We start from the raw sequence: 17808 nt of genomic DNA on the forward strand, positions 1-17808 counted from the left end.
CAACTTCATGCTTAATTACAGTCTATGCTGAATATGATACTGAATCTTTCTCTATCGCTAAACCAGCGATTTTTTCCAGCATTATTTCCCAGAGTGCGTATTTTCTTTTGTGCTCAATAAACAGAGATTTTAAATACTCTTCTGTTGAAGGGATTTTTTCAGTCCATGCAATATCTTTACTGTAATCAATGCTTTTTTTCATATCAGATGCCGCATAGGTGTAGTATTTACTCTGAGAACGACTGATACTGTCCTCTGCCAGCACTCTACGGAGCAGAGTTGCAGAACATGCATAACCATGCCTGTAAAGCTCACTCGATAAGGTACGAACAAAAGAACCGCGTAATAAAGACATCATCTCTGCGATTTCATTTTCACTCGCATTCATGACTTCAGAATCAAGTTTTCCATAACTATCTGTCCCGGACAAGAAAAGAATAACAAACGGAAAGCCTTTTTTCTTTGCTATGCCAGAGAACAAATCCAGTGAGTCATTATTTTTCTCCACCCGATTATAGATATTATAAAAAATAACATCACACCTGTTCTTAAATCCGTCTATACAAATTGTTTTTGCCTGCTGAATCTCGCCTTCTTCAATCAACGCCAGAGCCAACACCTCAGTCCATTTATCACGAAGCCCTGCCTGATCAACTGATTTATCTTCTTTGATTTTATTGAGAACCTGAATGGCTTCCTCAGTGCACAGTTCATCAACCAGCAACTCAGCAAACTTAATGATGTATTCTGGCTGGTTCAGTTTTCTTTTCTCAAAGCATTGCCTGATGAAATCAACATCCCTGATATACAGACTTAACTCAACAGCATAATTAACATCACCTGTCTTAAGAAGACTTTCCCTTAAAGCACGAATAACATTGTATCCAAGCTCTTTTTTATACTTATCAAAAATATCAAAGTTAAAATATACATCACCTTTAAGCACGGAAAGTATTTTATCCGCTATAACATCAATGCTTTTGTCTTTTTGTAGGGACAGGGATTTTAACCATATTTCGACAGCACCATTATAATAGTCCATCCATGATCCATCTGATGTATCAGCAATTTCGCTGACTTTATCAAATGAGAGCAGTAAATCATGGCAAAACGCCTCGGTTTTTTCAGGCAGCGTTGATACCGTCTTTTCAAGTGGAAATATGACATTCCTGTATAGCCCCTCAAAAAAAACCGCTGCTTCATAATAATCATAAAAGCGTTTTGTTTTAATTGCCCTTTTGTATTCAGCCTCAGCTTTTTTCAGTGATTCTTCTGGAGTTAACAGATATTCATTAATAAGAAAGGATTTTGCCTGACCATTATCCTCTGCAATATCACAAATTATTTGCATGAGTTGTTCTGCAGGCATTTCCTTGAGTAAAGAAAGTTGTTTCTTGTTCAGTTTAGCCATCATCACATCCTGATAATGTTTGGTAGACGCAGAAAAGCTAATTGTACTAATACAAGGACAGGACATTCAATAAATGCATTAACATAATGATTTAAAAAGAAATCTGTAGCACACTGTTCATTGATGAAATGCACTATTTACCGTAAAATATCCCCCATCACACAGTAACCTGATACAGATACGTGGAATGGTCAATGAACAAACTTTCGCCTGAAATGCCCGAACTGCAATCAATGAATATCACTGCCGATAACATCACCAAGCTTAAATCATTGTTTCCTGAAGCTTTTAATGAAGACAGTATTGATTTTGAGGTTTTAAAGCAGCTTTTGGGTGAATATGTAGACGACAAAGAAGAACGCTATGGCCTGAACTGGCATGGTAAGCGTCAGGCTCGTCAGCTTGCTCTTACCCCTTCCCGTGGCACCTTACGCCCATGTAAAGATGAAAGCGTTGATTGGCATAACACCAAAAACCTCATGATCGAAGGTGATAACCTTGAAGTGTTAAAGCTTCTTCAAAAAAGTTATGCCGGAAAAGTTAAGCTTATTTATATTGATCCGCCTTACAATACCGGTAAAGATTTTGTTTATCCTGATAACTTCCAAGATAACATGAAAAATTATCTTGAAATGACAGGACAAACAGAAGATGGGGTACGAATCACCACAAACGCAGAAACCAGTGGGCGTTATCACACAGACTGGTTGAATATGATTTATCCACGTTTAAAACTTGCTAAAAATTTACTTAGGAATGATGGGGTAATTATAATAAGCATTGATGACTCAGAACTAAGCAATATCAAAATCACTCTTGATGAAATATTTGGAGGAGAGAATTACCTAGCTACATTAGTTTGGGATAGAAATAGAAAAAACGACGCAAAATATTTTTCCGTCGGACATGAATACATGTTGGTTTATGCCCGGAATGAGTCTTATTTAACGGACAGCGAAATTATCTTTAGGGGCGCAAAAGAAGGTGTTGACTATCTCCAAGATTTATTTAATAAATCAAAATTAAAACATGGTGACAATTGGGATCTAATTAAGGAAGATGTTTTTGATTACTATAAATCAATTTCTAAAGATGACCCGAGAGCACCACTTAAAAGGTTTACTAAAATAGATGAAAAAGGTCCATATAGAGATGATGGTAATATTAACTGGCCCGGTGGAAATGGTCCAACGTATGAGATAGTTCATCCTACAACCGGAAAACCATGTAAATTACCAACCAGTGGTTGGAGATACCCAACAGAAGCTCGTTTTTGGGAAGAGTACGAAAAAGGTAAGATTGTATTTGGAGATGATGAAAAAACAGTCCCGAGAATTCGGACCAATCTGTTTGAAAATAGTAATCAAGTAATGACTTCTGTTCATTATAGTTATGCTCAAACTGCTGCCAATGAATTTTCGACATTATTTGATGGTGAAAGAGTTTTCTCTCACCCTAAACCTGTAAATGACATTAAATCTTTAATTGCTTATTTAAGTAATACAGATGATTTAATTGTTGATTTTTTTGCTGGCTCAGGCACATCTGGGCATTCAGTTTTTTTACAAAATGCAAAAGATCATGTTAATCGCCGATTTATTTTAGTTCAACTACCGGAACCTTTTAATCATAAAAATAAAGAACAAGAAATAGCTTTTAATTTTTGTGAGCGTATGGGCACACCCAAAAATATTGCTGAAATCACAAAAGAGCGCCTACGCCGTGCAGGTAAAAAGGTTAGTGAAGATAATCCAGACTGGAATGGTGACATTGGGTTCCGTGTATTTAAACTTGACACATCCAATATTCGGCCTTGGGAAGCAACAGCGGAAAGTCTTTCACTACAACTTGATGCCTATATAAGCCCAATTATTGAAGGCCGTAGTGAAGAAGACCTACTTGCTGAATTAATACTTAAGCGTGGCATTGATCTGTGTGTTAACGTTGAAACCCGTCAGTTTGATGGATTAACCGTTTCTTGTGTTGACGGTGGAAAATTGTTTACCTGCTTTACCAGTCAAATCCCAGCCTCTTGTGTTGAGGTACTGACCAAGGGGATCATCGACTGGCATAAGAGTTTGAAGGCTGGCAAAGATACTGTCTGCTATTTTCTTGATGACGCATTTGAAAATAACGTTGCTAAAACAAATCTTTGCGCCATTCTGGAACAACATGGCCTGACTAACCTGCACAGCCTGTAAGGGAATGAGATGAAACTACATTTTGAATCTGACCTTACCTATCAGCAAAACGCCATAACTTCGGTCTGTGATTTGTTTGAAGGGCAAGAGAAATGGGAAAGCGAAATGACTGTTCTGGCCCCAGCTCAGGGTGCACTCTCATTTGAAGGCGCAACAGGTTCAATGCCTGTTAACCCACAAATACCCGAAGATGATGTACTGCTTAAAAATCTGAACAATGTTCAGTTAAAAAACCAGCTTCCACCTTCACCTGTGCTCGACAGCCATGATTTTACTGTTGAGATGGAAACAGGGACAGGTAAAACGTATGTTTACCTTCGCACCATGCTTGAGTTGAACAAACGCTACGGCATGAGTAAATTTATTATTGTTGTTCCTTCCGTTGCCATCAAGGAAGGCGTTTATAAAACACTACAAATCACTGAAGAACATTTTAAAAGCCTGTATGCGGGTATCCCATACGAATACTATCTTTATGATTCGGCAAAACCTGCGGATGTTCGAAATTTTGCAACCAGTTCTGTTATGCAGATCATGGTAATGACTGTGGGTGCGATTAACAAAAAAGATGTTAACAAGCTCTATCAGTCCAGTGAAAAAACGACCGTTGACGATCTGGATAAACCTATCGATCTTATCCGGGCTACACGTCCGATAATCATCGTCGATGAGCCTCAAAGTGTTGATGGTGGATTAAACGGTGCGGGTAAAACCGCACTTGATGCTATGCACCCCATGTTTACCTTACGCTATTCAGCAACACATGTGCATAAACATCATATGGTTTATCGCCTCGACGCTATTGATGCCTACAATCAAAAGCTGGTCAAACAGATCGAAGTTGCCGGGCTTGAAGTCCAGAATGCGAGTAACAGCCCTTATGTTAAGCTGCTAAGCATCAACAGTAAGAAAAACGCCATCAATGCTACTGTTCTTGTTGATGTCGCTGATAAAAAAGGCGTGGTGAACCGGACAGAAATTACAGTTTATGATGGCACAACGCTCGACGATGAAACGGGACGGGATATTTACCAAGGTTTCCGAATCAGTGAGATCCGTACGGGTAAAGAGGGTTATCTTACACTCGAAACACCATCAAACACCTACTATATGAACGTTGGTGATGTTGTTGGTGATATTGACCCTATGCTCATCCAGCGTCATATGATTAGACGTACAATCCGTGAACATCTGGATAAAGAACTGCGTCTCAACAATCAGCAAATCAAGGTCCTTACTCTGTTTTTCATTGATAAGGTTGATTTCTACCGCCAGTTCAATGAAGAAGGACAGCGTGAACCGGGTGAATATGCTCGTATTTTTGAAGAAGAATACCTCAAAGCTATTAAAAGCCCTGCATATAAAGATTTGATTCCTTCTCACCCAGAACATGCGAAAGACGTTCATGATGGTTATTTCTCCATCGATAAAAAAGGTGCATGGGCTGAAACAAGCGAAAGCAATAATGCAGGTCGTGAAAATGCTGAGCGTGGTTATAATCTCATCATGAAAAATAAAGAGAAGCTCTTGAGTTTCTCCAATCCGGTTAGATTTATTTTTTCACACTCCGCATTAAAAGAAGGCTGGGATAATCCCAATGTATTCCAGATCTGTAGCCTGCGTGAAATGGGTAGTGAACGTGAACGCCGTCAGACATTAGGCCGTGGTCTTCGCCTGTGCGTTAACCAAGAAGGTGAGCGTGTTCGTGATGATAATATTAACATTCTGACTGTTATTGCCAGCGAAAATTATGAATCCTACGCTGAACGATTACAGACTGAAATTGAGAATGAAGCAGGTATCCGTTTCGGTATCATCGAAAAAGAAGCGTTTGCACATTTGATTTTTTCAGATACGGCAAAGCCAGTAGGTATCGCAGGTTCACATGAGATTTGGTCTGAACTACAAACTGAAGGTTATCTTGAAAAATCGGGAAAAATCACCAAAGCCCTGAAAGAAGTATTATTCGAAAACACTTTTGTTGTTAGTGAGAAGTATGCCTCACTACAGGAACAAATTGAAACTATCCTGCGTAAATCAGCAGGGCGACTTAATATAAACAATGCTGATGAGCGTAAAACTATCAAATACCGGAAAGAAGTCTTAAACAGCCCGGAATTCGAAGCGTTATGGCAGCGCATTTGTCAAAAAACGCTGTACCGACTGGCATTTGATGAACAAGCTTTGATTAAATCCTGTACGAAATCACTTTCTGAAATGCAGCCTGTAGCAAAAGCAATGGTCAGTTTCAGCAAAGCAACGATCAAACAAAGTCAATCTGGCCTTGATGTTAAAGCTCTGTCTAATGGGACAACAAGCACTGTAATTGATGTTGCAGAGCAGCCATTGCCAGATATTCTTGGTGTTCTACAGGAAAAAACCGGACTGACAAGACGCAGTTTAAGCACCATCCTGAAAGAAAGTGGAAGACTCGCTGATTTTGCTAAAAATCCGCAGCAATTTATCAGTGAAGCCATAGGCCGCATCAACTACTGCAAACGCCTGTCGATTGTTGATGGTATTAAATACTATCCACTGAAAGGTGAAGTATATGCACAAAGCCTGTTTATAGATAAAGAACTTACAGGATATGCTCGAAATCTATTTGAAACCTCATCTAAATCAGTTTACGAATATGTTCCTAAAGATTCTGATGTTGAAAATCGTTTCGCTCAGGAACTCGAAGAACAGGATGAAGTTAAGCTTTATGTGAAGCTTCCCGGCTGGTTTAAAATCCCAACACCGTTAGGAACTTATAATCCCGACTGGGCCTTAGTTATTGAGGACAATGGCGAAGAACATATTTACTTTGTCGTCGAAACAAAAAGTAAGCATATCGGACTTAGCAATGAAGAGGATGCAAAAATAGCTTGTGGCACTGCTCATTTTGATGCACTTGAAGAGCTAAAAGTTAATCCAGCAAGATATATGCGAGCCACAAATTTAAATGAAGTTATGAGCAATAGCTAGAATATAACAAAGGGTCGAAAGGCCCTTTGCGTTCCCTCTAAGGGAACACTCCACTGGAGTGAATACAGAACCTCATACTTAGGAAAAATGGCTCCCATTCAAAATATGTTTTATTTATTTTTTACAAGATGTAATTTATTCCCCCTGCCTTATAGTAAACAATAAATCAATATAGCATTGGTTTTTGAATGATAAATAAAACAAACAGATATGAATATATAAAAATTACCAATCTAAGCACAGCGCCATTTCACTACCATTTTTGACTGTTATTCTCCACAAATCAGTCGCGTATTGCTCAACCCCTCTCCAAGTATCGTCTTGATCATTTTCATTTCCATAAATAGATACACAGACATCATGCTGACCAATATAGGAATAATTGTATGAGTTATTATAGTTTGAATAATAATAAAATGATTTTCTCGGTTTACCGCCAGATGAGGCCCACACACCATTAACACATGATAAGATTTGTCCTGCTGCCGTTCTACCTTGTAAGCCATTAGGGGAACAACTAGCCCCGGCATTAGCTACTCCATTTAGTTGGGCAAATTCACCAACTGTGAGTCTTCCATCTGCTTGAACAGAACCACCTCTGATTTGTCCACCTGTATACACATTTTTGTTACTATATGCTCTGATCCATGAGCTGTCACTCATATACCAGCCACCACCCCATTTTTGGCTGTACCAGCCTGTATCACCCAATGTTCTGAACCAGTTCTGAGTGTAAGTTTCCCCACGGGAAGTGATTGTTGCACCTGATACCGTATTGTTTGAGTTTATTGTGCCATTTACCTGCGTATTTCCTGAAACATTCAGATTTGCACCAACATTAGTATCACCTGTTGAATGTAATATACCAGAAGTCGTAGTTCCTGTTGCGGTGATATCTTTCGCATTATTAATGTCATTCCCACCCATATTCAGATCACCTGTCATAGGGAGTGTCCCATCACGACGCAAGTAAACAGAATACATCGCTGAATCATATCCAACACGATAGGCCATAAGACCTGCACTGTTGATATTACTGTAATCTGTTGATGTTTCTTTCCACGCCCCCTGCAGCCCTGATGCCACAGTTGCTGATTGTGTCATTCCGCTATCAATACCGGCTTCCTGCATAGCCTTCCCTAATAAGTCGTAGCGATATTTACCACCCTCACTCCAAGGTAAAGTCGTTGTAATAAGTCCATTGATAACATAGTTAGGTGTGGTTCCTGTACGTTTTAGCAGTATCTTATAAGATGATTTTTGGGCATTTACCCCGGTATATGATACTGGCAATAATCCTTCATTAATAAGTGTCTGGTAAGTGATTTCACAACCAGAACTATCACACGTTCTTGGACCCGGATCACTTGACTGGCTGCTGCTCGCCGTCAGCGTAGAAAGCTTGTCATAGCGGATATTGATATAACCATTGACCGCCTCCCCCATCTGTTTCATTTGTTGTCCAACAGCCTTAGCAATCACCGTGTCTTGCTCATTCTTCATATCCTGAAAGCGCATAAACGCCATCATACTACCCACACCCAGCACCAAAACAAGTTCCAGCAAAGAGAACCCTTTTTTATTTTGTTTTTTCATTTTCATCGTCCTTTTTTTATTTCACGTACGTATCAATTAACAAAAATAAAAAAGAGGTCAAGGTTGGTTAAGATGTAATCCATAAAAAACCGTTAACAATAAAAATTAGGAGGCGTAATTTTATCCATTATCGTCTTTTGTATGTTATCCTGCTTATGATCTTAAACATTCAGGATAAAAGGTAATGACTGACGCTATTAAAACACTTAATAACATCCGTACCCTTCGCGCTCAGGCACGAGAAACAGATCTGGCTACACTTGAAGAGATGCTGGAGAAATTAACTTCTATTGTCGAAGACAGACGCCAAGAGGAAACAATCGCAAAGCAACAAAATGCTGAACGTCAGGGCAAAATCGAAGCCCTGCGTGCGCAACTGCTTGAAGATGGCATTGACCCGTCTGAGCTGCTGGGTAATGTTAAATCATCACGTCCTGCTGCTGTCCGTGCTCCTCGTCCTGCAAAGTACAAATACATCGACGAAAATGGCGATGAGAAAACGTGGACAGGTCAGGGGCGAACACCAAAAGTGATTGCAGCTGCACTGGAAAGCGGTAAGGTTCTGGAAGACTTTGCTATGTAATGTATGGTACACCCTGTTAGCTGGGGTGTATCATCAAAATGAAAATTAAATTTTTATGAGGTTTCATTATGTCTCGTTATATAGCTATTGTTGTAAAATACGAAAAAATAGAAGATTCTGAACTAATCAAGCCGATAGAATGGGCTATCTACGATCTATTAGATGAAAAGATGCTTCCAGAGCGTTATACACGCCTTTGTGATGCTGAAGAAGAAATAATTGCCCTCGATAAAGTTGCTATACAAAATGAAAAAAATGAAATTAATAAAATAGAAAAAAAGAGATCACGCAAGAATTCTTTTTCTAAATCTTGAAATTAATCAGTAAGGGCGAAAGTCCTTACTGTATACCTCAAATGGAGCTGTTATATCAGTAAACGAATCTCTTAGCGTATTACGGTACATAACAAAATCACCTCCAGCCTCATCTACTTGCTCAAGTATTAATTTTGCAATCGATGATCTTTCATTACTGTAAAAAAGTACATGCTTTTCATGGTGTCTATATCTTAGATAGTATATTAAATATTTAAGTTCTTCAGGATTCATTCTGGAAAAGACGTTACACAATATCTTTCGTGTTTTACTATTTTTGTTCTCTGTATATATATCTGAAATTCTCCTCCCTATAAACCTTGGGTCTATTCCATCTTTAAGCATTTTATTAAAAAAACATTCCAAAAGCTTAATCTGTTCTCTCCTCATTAATACCATCACTCTCTTTTCATTACCATCATTCATATAGCCTCCAGTTTAAATATTAAAAAATTAATTTCCCATTATCAATTTTCATTTGCACACATTAAAACAATGTAAATAAATATACTAAAATAACCTACCGCGCCCTCTGGGGCTTGCTCAACAGCTCCCCAGCCTAAAACAAGTTTTAAGCAGGAGAGCTGTTCGGACGTGAAATGACTTTATGGCCTGAACTTCTTGAGAACTCTTTCAATGTAGATTTGTCCATTTACTTTATACCGTTCGATATCGTGCGTATGTAAAGATGGAACTTCTAACAGCAAACCAAAGAGTAATTGTTTATCTACCTCACTTATATCACAGTTTAAAACCTTGGCAACTTCTGCACCAAGAATTATTTTTTGTCGCGTATTTTCTTTTTTGCTGTCTCTTTTTTCTTTTGCTTTAAGGTAATTTAATTTATTTTGCGCTCCAGCAATTTTCTGCTCAAGTGTTTTCTTAATTTCCGGCCTGTTTCTATCATTCTGAAAAACATTGCCAGTTAGATAGGTGTTTTTTATTTTATCATCATTCATTCTTTTCTCCACTGATGCCTATGATTGTAAGGAATATTACTTCTGAACTCATCATCTGAAAGTGCTCGTTTTATTGATTTTATCCGAGATCGGAAATGTTTCCTTTCCTGCTTCTTTTTAAATTCAACTCGTACTTCTGTTATTATCTTTTCTGCTTCACTATACGCTTGTTTTAGATCGGTATAGATTCCGTTATCAAGTAATCGTTTTGCTTCAAGATCGATGGCTTCATCGTTATTTTTATACATTAAACCTCCTTGTATTTATTTCCTTAACACCAATTAGCATAATTAATAAATTAATCAATAGTATAATGATAAAATTTGATCACATATCTCCAAGTGTTTTAATGAAATTTGAAAACATCTCTATTGCTGATTATTCTCAGAAGTGATAATGGAATAGTAAGAAAGGGCCAAAAGGCCCTTTTTTTAACACTTATGCGCACTCAGGAAGACTCAAAAGATTATTAGGCTGTTCACCATCATTTTGAGTTTTCAAGTATTTGTTACCAGAAGCACTAACAGCAACAATCACCCACACTGAATGCCCTCCTGCATTAACATAAAATCTCCATTTCCCAGATTCGATTCCGCTTATAGCCTCTTGCTGCGTGAGCCTCCAGCTTGTGCCATTATCGTTCTTGCCACCAATATGAGTTATCCTCTCATGGGCACTCTGACGGTTGCTTTTATTGATGCATAACACTCGATGGTCTGACATTTCAACCTCCTTATAGTTGCTGTATGTAATTAATAAGATGCTCATCATTCCAATTTTATCAAATTATTTAAGGAGTGATGCACACTGAGCTTAGGCCATATCCTTACGATTTCCAGTCAACAAAAACCTAAATCGCGCACTTTGTAATTTATGCAACACAAGTGATAGCAATTACTAACTAAAATATCTAATACTCTCCGCGTTACTTATTTTTGTTTTTTAGTGATTTTCACTTCACCTTTCGGTTTTCCACCCTAGTTTTTGATCTTCACCTGTTCATTATATAACAGGGAAGCCATCCTTATTTTTAACTGTTTTTTATATTTTAGTGTTTTCCCGCCTTACGGCGGGATAAATTAACACTCTTTTTGTCCTACGGACGCCATCAAAACCCAATCAGGGTAATATCGCGGAATACTTCGCCCGCCCATACAGATAGCGCCGCTTAATTCGGCGATTTGTTTTACAGATGTTCATATATTTAGTATTAATTAATAAAGGCAAGCCTTATACATTGCCGTTATTTTTGAGCCATTTATGGCGATAAAAAATAAAGCAATGCCCACTTACGCATTATCGCTTCGCTCTAATGCCGTGGGGTCTACCGACGGTTGCCTGCCGCAGGCTAAAACCGTTTCCTTCGGAAACAAAATCAAGGTCAACGTCAACCCCGGCGTTTTCCTTACGTAAAACGAAAAGCAGCATTTGGCATTGAGGAATACTTGGATGGCGATATACAGTTTTAAAATGGAGAACATCAGCAGAGGCGAAGGTCAGTCTTCAGTTAACTCTGCTGCATATCGTCATCGTAAAGTTTTCTTCGATAACAGAACAGGTGAAATTTGCGGTCGCAAAACTGCACATAAAAAGGACCTTGCCTTTGCGCAGATTTTTGCACCTGAACATACCCCTCCTGACCTGATTGTTGACAGTGAAACACTCTGGAACGCTGTTGAGGCTTCAGAGAAGAGAAAAGATGCGCGTCTTGCCAAAGAGTTTAAAATTGCCCTCCCCGCCGATCTAACACCAGAACAGAACATTGAACTGACTACAGCTTTTGTTCTTGAGCACTTTACCCAGCAAGGCATCATTGCTGATGTTGTTATCCACGATATCAATGGTCATAACCCGCATATCCATATCATGGGAACAACCCGTGAGGTTCTTTCTACCGGCTTTGGTAAAAAAGTCCGTGAGTGGGATAAGCCTGAAATGCTTGATAGCTGGCGTAAGGGCTGGCAGGAAATCTGTAATGGCTTCCTTGAGCTGTATGGTCACGATGAACGCATTGATCACCGTTCTATCAGGGTTCAGTATGAGGAAGCCCTTGAACAGGCTACGGCTGCTGCTACAAACGAAGAGAAAGCAATCTGGCTGGCTAAAGCTATTGAAACAAACCGCGATCCAATACTTCATATTCCTCGTGACCGCTGGGGCACTGTTGCCGCTCAGGAACAACGTGCTGCAGAGCAAGCGATACGTGATGAGCTGAAAAAAGAAGCTGACGAAGCCTACTTTACCTTTAAAGATCTACCATTAGACATCGTGGTTGATGTTGCCAGCTTTAGGGTTCATGCACTGGCTGAACCGGAGGAAATTGTTATCCCGGATAACACAGGTAGAGCTTCGCAGAAACCTGTACTGGTTGCTCCTGCGCCTCATACACGCACTACACTGAAAACCCCATCCACTTCAACGGCAAGAGCACTTAAACGCGCTCCTGTTAAAAGTAAGAGAAAGCAGGTTAAACCCCGTCAGGATGGGATCTTCAAGCGCTTCACCTTACTGGTAGCAGATTATATAAGAGAGAAATTCATCTGGGCCAAGAAGAAGCCAGCCCCTGTTTCAGTCGATGCGGAACACGATAAGCGTATTTCTGAAAACTATGTCTTTGATGAAGTTCAAGGCATCTACGTCCCACGCGCTGAGCATGAAAGACGTGCCAGATTTAACAAGGATGACTACAAACCAACATCTGATGAAATTAGGCGTTTTCCAAGTCGTCTTAAGCAGGATCAGCCAGAACATGATCACATTATGGATCTCACTCCATCCATACCACCTGAACAGGTGAGAAAGAATAGCTATCCAAAGTTTAGACCACCGAGATCACGAGGTAGAGATTCAGATTCGTAGAGCTATAACAGAAAGAAACTATAATATCATTTATCCGTGATAGCTTTGATAAGTTTAGCAAAGCTGATAAGTCCACCTCTAGAATTTAAATGATTAGGCAAGTCTCTGGTTTTGGGAAATTTACGGTGTCCCGGACCAAAAGATAATATTATTAACTTTTTCTTAGTTGTAGGATCATACCATCTGTAATGAATAACTGCTGCGGATGTTGCCCCTGACATATTTAAATCACGGATCTTGGCTTGAGTATATGTTGAGTTAGGATTATATGGTCCAATATGATAATGCCAATGACGGCCTGATTTATATCCTACAAGGATTGATATTTCATCACCATTAGTATCAGTCCAAGATGGCTTATTTTTCCCTCTAAGAAGTTTTCCATCTTCAACATCAAGGACAAATAGTGATAAAAGGACAGCTTCACAATTCGAAGTAAAATCATTAGTCAAAAGAGAGAAATCACAAAATTTCTCTCCTCGATAACTACCACTAATAAACTCTGGATGATAATAAACGATAGCAGGCATGTTTAATTAGCGCATAATCCATTATTTATAAAGAAGATGAGGGATATCCTCTTGATCTTCACCAAGAACTGTTTTTGCAACATGACGTTGCCACTCTAAAAGAGACTGTAAACGCTCTTCTCTTGTGCCATTACAAACAGGTGCTTTGATCAGATCCGACTCGTCAATATGCGCACCACGCTTGAGCAGCATTTGATGTTCTTTGGCCTTTAAACTCAGCATAATAACCTCCTATAACTCTTGAACAAATTTAAGCCAAAAATCTCTTTTTGTCAATTATTTATACAGTTTTCACACTAAGGAAAGATGGCTCTATATAATTGATTTTAAAGCAGTTTAATATAAAAGCATTTGTATCCCAAACCATACCATGCATGATCCAGATAGGTCACAGTGTGAATCTTACACCATCCCTGCCACATCCTCTTCTAACAAAGTTTCACCCTTATCGTAGTTTTTATCATCATTAAACTTACCACTCCACATCGCGCTTTCGCCTACGGTCTCAAGGGAAACGCCCATACAATGGTTTATAGAACTAAAAATACTTTAATAGTTGATAGTTTTTATGATAAATAGAGGCATTCCTTCGCAGTGAACAAGGGTAAATGCAATGAATGTATTTGTGACAAAAAGTACTCTTTACTCAATTTCAGGTGTTTTAGAAATAGATTATGACATTACATCAAAAGCATGTAGCGCCATTGAGAAGATCATACATGGATATTCAAAAGCAGCAATCCTTACAAAATCAGAAATATCTTCGCTTGGAAATATGATTGCAATTAATGGGTAATGGTGCCAACTTACTGATTTAGTGTATGATGGTGTTTTTGAGGTGCTCCAGTGGCTTCTGTTTCTATCAGCTGTCCCTCCTGTTCAGCTACTGAAGGCGTGGTGCGTAACGGTAAAAGTACTGCCGGACATCAGCGCTATCTCTGCTCTCACTGCCGTAAAACATGGCAGCTACAGTTCACTTACACCGCTTCTCAACCCGGTACGCATCAGAAAATCATTGATATGGCCATGAATGGCGTCGGATGTCGCGCCAGTGCACGCATTATGGGCGTTGGCCTCAACACGATTTTACGTCACTTAAAAAACTCAGACCGCAGTCGGTAACCTCACGCATACAACCGGGCAGTGACGTCATTGTTTGCGCGGAAATGGACGAACAGTGGGGTTATGTCGGCGCTAAATCACGCCAGCGCTGGTTGTTTTACGCGTATGACAGGATACGGAGGACGGTTGTGGCGCACGTATTCGGTGAACGCACGTTGTCCACGCTGGAGCGTCTTCTGGGCCTGCTGTCGGCCTTTGAGGTCGTGGTATGGATGACGGATGGCTGGCCGCTTTATGAATCACGCCTGAAGGGAGAACTGCACGTTATCAGCAAGCGATATACGCAGCGCATTGAGCGGCATAACCTGAATCTGAGGCAACATCTGGCAAGGCTGGGCAGGAAGTCACTGTCGTTCTCAAAATCGGTGGAGCTGCATGACAAAGTCATCGGGCATTATCTGAACATAAAACACTATCAGTAAGTTGGAATCATTACCCAATTAATGAAATTCTAAATAATGAAACACCTGAAACCATAAAAACAAAAAAAAGAAAACTAATTACCAATGCAGCAATGAGAGAAAGGGTCGTTTTTATAAGTCGTCATAAGACATATCATTACTACGATAACTGTCCCAAAATAACATCGGACTATCAAAACTTCACAATCCCAGATGAAATACCTGAAAAATCAATAGAAGAGTACAGAAAGTTTTTCATTGAAAATATCACAACATTTACCACCAATCCAGATGTGTTTTATTTTAGCGCCAACATTAAATTTGGTACAAACATTAATTCCATAGGTAAAATGCATCACAGAAACAGTGGGAAGGCGAACACTCAAGATATGCTCAGCATTCTTGAGTCAGACCAAGAACCGTGTGCAAAAAGCATCTCAAACGCTCTCGTTTTTTATCAGAATAACAAAAGGATAGTACAGAAATTCGGTGCTGCGTCACATCTGCGAGACAAACTTCTTAACGAGGGAAAAATGGGACCAGACGAACATAAAACAATCTGCGATTGGCATCTTTTAAAAGAAACTGTAAAAGCAGAAATCTTCCAAAAAATAACAAAAATAAATAAGATAACAAACCATGCATATTCAAGTGATATACTTGATGCCATAGGATTTACACCATGTAGTACATGTAATGAGCTGAAGAATCGCTAACATAAAAGTAAGAGTGAACATCAAATATCAATAATAACATAGTCACTCTTACTATATGCGACCTTCAAGTATACTGGTTCATAATTAGTACCGATAAAGACGTCTCCAACCTCCCCACTTTCAACACCACTCTTAACTTGTTTAACTAACGTTTTAAAATCCTTAGACAACAAAAAAGCATCCTTTGATATATTTTTTCCATCATAAGGAAAGGATTTTATTTTTTTTGTTTTTACTGCCCCATAGCAATCGACAAAACTCAAAGAGATATTTATATTTTTCGACTCTCCCCCATTACTTTGAGATGAATGTCTTGTTGCTTTTTCATATGCTTCCTTTTTATCGACATCACTTATTTTTCCGAATAGATTAACGTGATAATCCTCTGTCAAAAACGTAATCACATCACCATTCAAAACATCCCGAACTACAACAAACCAAGCATTTTCGATATTACTGTATATCAACAAATGCGCTTTTTGAATTCCCGGCTTAGAACCCAAATTCACATAGGAACTGCTATAAAGTAATGACATTACATCATCTGTAGAAAGTACTGTACGTTGTTTGACTCTAAGCCTTGCATGGTCTGTAATGCCTATATACTTCACTATCAACCTCGTCTCACACTCTCAGGGAATGAAAAATAGACAGTCCAATTTACCATACTGCACGTCTTTCGCTAAATAGCTGCGCGGAATAATAGATCACTTAAAGGGAACTCAGCCCGAATTGTGCGATCTGATCAATCGCCAAACCAACCAAAATCACCAACCGGACTGAGCGATGCCGATCATAGCACCAGTACCCCGTGGCGAACGACGTCTGACTCAGTAAGCGCCTGCAGCGGTAGCAACATTCGCTGACAACAAAGAGCTAACAGGCCAGACGGATACAGATCTCCCGGTGTTCTGATGCATACTGCTCCATCCGCTTCCGGTCTGATGGCTTCACCACTTTTTTGCCATCGCTTCCTGAATAATTTCGGCCTTCAGACGCTCATCGGCATACATTTTTTTCAGCCGACGGTTCTCTTCTTCAAGCTCTTTCAGAGCTGCTCATCAGTGCCGCGTCCATCCCGCCAAACTTTGAGCACCATTTATAAAAAAAGGTACTTCTGATGCCATGCTCCCGGCACAATTCAGGCACCGGGGTACCGCCTCTGCCTCTTTGAGAATGGTGATGATCTGAATGTTAGTAAAACGTGATCGTTTCATAGAAATCCCCCTGCATTCAGGTTAGAAGAATATTTTACTTATGTATGTACTGGTTTTTCGGAGTCATTACCATATCTTCTTTTTTACTTGGCATGTATTATTAAAATAATATATTGCCAATCAACTATTTTTAAATTGTGAGACAGCCATAATAAAATCATCTTCCCATCGTTGCGTTCTAATTGTTCTAGGATGCGGCGCTCTAAGTGTATGCTTCGGAAGATCTGGGTGATTTAATTTTGTAAAGTGTTTCTTTGGCAATCCATGAATATTATCAAAAACTAAATCTTGGTATAAGTCTCTCAGTCTTTTATCATACTTGTGATTCGTAAAAAATATACATACATCGGGTTTAAGAATACTAATTTCCTCTTTAACTAGATAGTCTAGCGAAGCAATATCTTGTGCAAGTTCTGTACGATCAGGTGAGCCGCAATCAACATCAAATCTATTAAGATTAGACCACGCAATAGCATATGGCTCAATACTTAGTGATCTTTCAACTTTCCTAATTACATTCCAAAAAGCACTACTGTAGTATGATGATCCAAAATTGAAATCTTGATAAGTGGTTCGCTGTTCTACTATTGAGAGAGATTTATTCCAGCCGAACGTCTCTTGCCCTACAACCATCAATTTTATCTTCTGAGATGAATAATTACTGATATTTAAAAGAAGTGGTCCATGAAGATTTTTATCTGAATGTTTTTTCCTATATTCATTAATAATATCATTGTTTTTGATGTATAGCTGATTAAGTCTGTTATTCATTTTTTATTCACCACAAAAACTCCAGTTAATGAAACACGATACCACTGGCATTGAACATGATAAACGTGTAACAAAAAACCACATCTTTTATTAAGCGGACTGGGTCTATACTTCACCCGCAGATTACGAGAAATGAGCCATATTTGTAATTCACCACG

The 17808-nt window shown here is 39.1% G+C and carries 18 protein-coding genes and 1 pseudogene; 8 read left to right on the forward strand and 11 right to left on the reverse strand.

The window, feature by feature from the left end; translation table 11 throughout:
* Positions 1–22: 22 nt before the first annotated feature.
* Positions 23–1411: a hypothetical protein gene (locus tag AC1VYI_RS16340; protein ID WP_048975198.1), complete on the reverse strand. Its 1389-nt coding sequence runs from the start codon at positions 1409–1411 to the stop codon at positions 23–25.
* A gap of 194 nt (positions 1412–1605) precedes the next feature.
* Between AC1VYI_RS16340 and AC1VYI_RS16345 the strand changes: the two genes are divergently transcribed.
* Together AC1VYI_RS16345 and AC1VYI_RS16350 are read left to right on the forward strand one after the other, a co-directional pair.
* The gene (locus AC1VYI_RS16345) at positions 1606–3612 is read left to right on the forward strand and encodes a site-specific DNA-methyltransferase (RefSeq protein ID WP_482881879.1); all 2007 of its coding nucleotides are present in this window, start codon (positions 1606–1608) and stop codon (positions 3610–3612) included.
* A gap of 9 nt (positions 3613–3621) precedes the next feature.
* Positions 3622–6582, forward strand: coding sequence for a type III restriction-modification system endonuclease (locus tag AC1VYI_RS16350; protein ID WP_482881880.1), 2961 nt, complete (start codon positions 3622–3624; stop codon positions 6580–6582).
* 225 nt (positions 6583–6807) lie between these two features.
* Here the strand turns inward: AC1VYI_RS16350 and pilV are convergent, their stop codons facing one another.
* Positions 6808–8178, reverse strand: coding sequence for a shufflon system plasmid conjugative transfer pilus tip adhesin PilV (gene pilV, locus AC1VYI_RS16355; protein WP_008499873.1), 1371 nt, complete (start codon positions 8176–8178; stop codon positions 6808–6810).
* A gap of 184 nt (positions 8179–8362) precedes the next feature.
* Between pilV and AC1VYI_RS16360 the strand changes: the two genes are divergently transcribed.
* Both AC1VYI_RS16360 and AC1VYI_RS16365 read left to right on the forward strand, forming a co-directional pair.
* On the forward strand, positions 8363–8761 hold the full coding sequence (locus AC1VYI_RS16360; protein ID WP_016243626.1) for an H-NS family histone-like protein: 399 nt from the start codon (positions 8363–8365) through the stop codon (positions 8759–8761).
* Positions 8762–8829: 68 nt separating this feature from the next.
* A complete protein-coding gene (locus AC1VYI_RS16365) occupies positions 8830–9075 on the forward strand; it encodes a hypothetical protein (RefSeq protein WP_016243627.1) in 246 nt (81 codons plus the stop codon).
* A gap of 6 nt (positions 9076–9081) precedes the next feature.
* On the opposite strand, the gene AC1VYI_RS16370 is transcribed toward AC1VYI_RS16365, so the two are convergent.
* The 4 genes from AC1VYI_RS16370 to AC1VYI_RS16385 all read right to left on the reverse strand — a co-directional run bounded on the left by AC1VYI_RS16370 (position 9082) and on the right by AC1VYI_RS16385 (position 10757).
* Complete coding sequence (locus AC1VYI_RS16370) at positions 9082–9501, reverse strand: hypothetical protein (protein WP_016243628.1); 420 nt, start codon at positions 9499–9501, stop codon at positions 9082–9084.
* Between the two features lie 179 nt (positions 9502–9680).
* Entirely contained in the window at positions 9681–10034 is a 354-nt protein-coding gene (locus AC1VYI_RS16375; RefSeq protein ID WP_016243629.1) for a conjugal transfer protein TraD, read from the reverse strand.
* Complete coding sequence (locus tag AC1VYI_RS16380) at positions 10031–10282, reverse strand: hypothetical protein (protein WP_016243630.1); 252 nt, start codon at positions 10280–10282, stop codon at positions 10031–10033. Before AC1VYI_RS16380 ends, AC1VYI_RS16375 begins: the two co-directional genes overlap by 4 nt.
* Before the next feature lie 190 nt (positions 10283–10472).
* Positions 10473–10757, reverse strand: coding sequence for a DUF3892 domain-containing protein (locus AC1VYI_RS16385; RefSeq protein ID WP_016243631.1), 285 nt, complete (start codon positions 10755–10757; stop codon positions 10473–10475).
* A gap of 726 nt (positions 10758–11483) precedes the next feature.
* Here AC1VYI_RS16385 and mobQ point away from each other — a divergent pair.
* Positions 11484–12893, forward strand: coding sequence for a MobQ family relaxase (mobQ, locus tag AC1VYI_RS16390; RefSeq protein ID WP_103786794.1), 1410 nt, complete (start codon positions 11484–11486; stop codon positions 12891–12893).
* A gap of 26 nt (positions 12894–12919) precedes the next feature.
* Here mobQ and AC1VYI_RS16395 read toward each other — a convergent pair whose 3' ends face one another.
* Both AC1VYI_RS16395 and AC1VYI_RS16400 read right to left on the reverse strand, forming a co-directional pair.
* On the reverse strand, positions 12920–13423 hold the full coding sequence (locus tag AC1VYI_RS16395; protein WP_016243634.1) for a hypothetical protein: 504 nt from the start codon (positions 13421–13423) through the stop codon (positions 12920–12922).
* Between the two features lie 21 nt (positions 13424–13444).
* On the reverse strand, positions 13445–13645 hold the full coding sequence (locus AC1VYI_RS16400; RefSeq protein ID WP_016243635.1) for a hypothetical protein: 201 nt from the start codon (positions 13643–13645) through the stop codon (positions 13445–13447).
* Positions 13646–14036: 391 nt separating this feature from the next.
* Between AC1VYI_RS16400 and AC1VYI_RS16405 the strand changes: the two genes are divergently transcribed.
* From AC1VYI_RS16405 to AC1VYI_RS16415, 3 genes are all read left to right on the forward strand, one after another.
* Positions 14037–14219, forward strand: a complete 183-nt coding sequence (locus AC1VYI_RS16405) for a hypothetical protein (RefSeq protein ID WP_482881882.1) — start codon at positions 14037–14039, stop codon at positions 14217–14219.
* A 50-nt stretch (positions 14220–14269) separates the two neighbouring features.
* Positions 14270–14967 (forward strand): IS1 family transposase gene (locus AC1VYI_RS16410; RefSeq protein ID WP_223433957.1). Its coding sequence is split into 2 segments (ribosomal slippage): positions 14270–14519 and positions 14519–14967, totalling 699 coding nucleotides; the frame shifts between segments, so codons are not numbered across the junction.
* A 92-nt stretch (positions 14968–15059) separates the two neighbouring features.
* Positions 15060–15662 carry a hypothetical protein gene (locus AC1VYI_RS16415; RefSeq protein ID WP_155020748.1) on the forward strand — a complete coding sequence of 201 codons (603 nt, stop codon included), beginning with the start codon at positions 15060–15062 and terminating at the stop codon, positions 15660–15662.
* 20 nt (positions 15663–15682) lie between these two features.
* Here AC1VYI_RS16415 and AC1VYI_RS16420 read toward each other — a convergent pair whose 3' ends face one another.
* From AC1VYI_RS16420 to AC1VYI_RS16430, 3 genes and pseudogenes are all read right to left on the reverse strand, one after another.
* A complete protein-coding gene (locus AC1VYI_RS16420; RefSeq protein ID WP_016243637.1) occupies positions 15683–16273 on the reverse strand; it encodes a hypothetical protein in 591 nt (196 codons plus the stop codon).
* Between the two features lie 190 nt (positions 16274–16463).
* Positions 16464–16879: pseudogene (locus AC1VYI_RS16425) on the reverse strand (transposase); the annotation flags it as partial.
* 120 nt (positions 16880–16999) lie between these two features.
* On the reverse strand, positions 17000–17650 hold the full coding sequence (locus AC1VYI_RS16430) for a hypothetical protein (RefSeq protein WP_016243638.1): 651 nt from the start codon (positions 17648–17650) through the stop codon (positions 17000–17002).
* Between the last annotated feature and the right edge of the window lie 158 nt (positions 17651–17808).

The sequence above is a fragment of the Enterobacter sp. QK-SA4 genome (assembly GCF_056856775.1).

Bases quoted from the DNA above. Each gene is read 5' to 3' on its own strand.
- AC1VYI_RS16340 (WP_048975198.1), bottom strand. From the start codon at position 1,411: ATGGCTAAACTGAACAAGAAACAACTTTCTTTACTCAAGGAAATGCCT.
- AC1VYI_RS16345 (WP_482881879.1), top strand. From the start codon at position 1,606: ATGAACAAACTTTCGCCTGAAATGCCCGAACTGCAATCAATGAATATC.
- AC1VYI_RS16350 (WP_482881880.1), top strand. From the start codon at position 3,622: ATGAAACTACATTTTGAATCTGACCTTACCTATCAGCAAAACGCCATA.
- pilV (WP_008499873.1), bottom strand. From the start codon at position 8,178: ATGAAAAAACAAAATAAAAAAGGGTTCTCTTTGCTGGAACTTGTTTTG.
- AC1VYI_RS16360 (WP_016243626.1), top strand. From the start codon at position 8,363: ATGACTGACGCTATTAAAACACTTAATAACATCCGTACCCTTCGCGCT.
- AC1VYI_RS16365 (WP_016243627.1), top strand. From the start codon at position 8,830: ATGTCTCGTTATATAGCTATTGTTGTAAAATACGAAAAAATAGAAGAT.
- AC1VYI_RS16370 (WP_016243628.1), bottom strand. From the start codon at position 9,501: ATGAATGATGGTAATGAAAAGAGAGTGATGGTATTAATGAGGAGAGAA.
- AC1VYI_RS16375 (WP_016243629.1), bottom strand. From the start codon at position 10,034: ATGAATGATGATAAAATAAAAAACACCTATCTAACTGGCAATGTTTTT.
- AC1VYI_RS16380 (WP_016243630.1), bottom strand. From the start codon at position 10,282: ATGTATAAAAATAACGATGAAGCCATCGATCTTGAAGCAAAACGATTA.
- AC1VYI_RS16385 (WP_016243631.1), bottom strand. From the start codon at position 10,757: ATGTCAGACCATCGAGTGTTATGCATCAATAAAAGCAACCGTCAGAGT.
- mobQ (WP_103786794.1), top strand. From the start codon at position 11,484: ATGGCGATATACAGTTTTAAAATGGAGAACATCAGCAGAGGCGAAGGT.
- AC1VYI_RS16395 (WP_016243634.1), bottom strand. From the start codon at position 13,423: ATGCCTGCTATCGTTTATTATCATCCAGAGTTTATTAGTGGTAGTTAT.
- AC1VYI_RS16400 (WP_016243635.1), bottom strand. From the start codon at position 13,645: ATGCTGAGTTTAAAGGCCAAAGAACATCAAATGCTGCTCAAGCGTGGT.
- AC1VYI_RS16405 (WP_482881882.1), top strand. From the start codon at position 14,037: ATGAATGTATTTGTGACAAAAAGTACTCTTTACTCAATTTCAGGTGTT.
- AC1VYI_RS16415 (WP_155020748.1), top strand. From the start codon at position 15,060: ATGAGAGAAAGGGTCGTTTTTATAAGTCGTCATAAGACATATCATTAC.
- AC1VYI_RS16430 (WP_016243638.1), bottom strand. From the start codon at position 17,650: ATGAATAACAGACTTAATCAGCTATACATCAAAAACAATGATATTATT.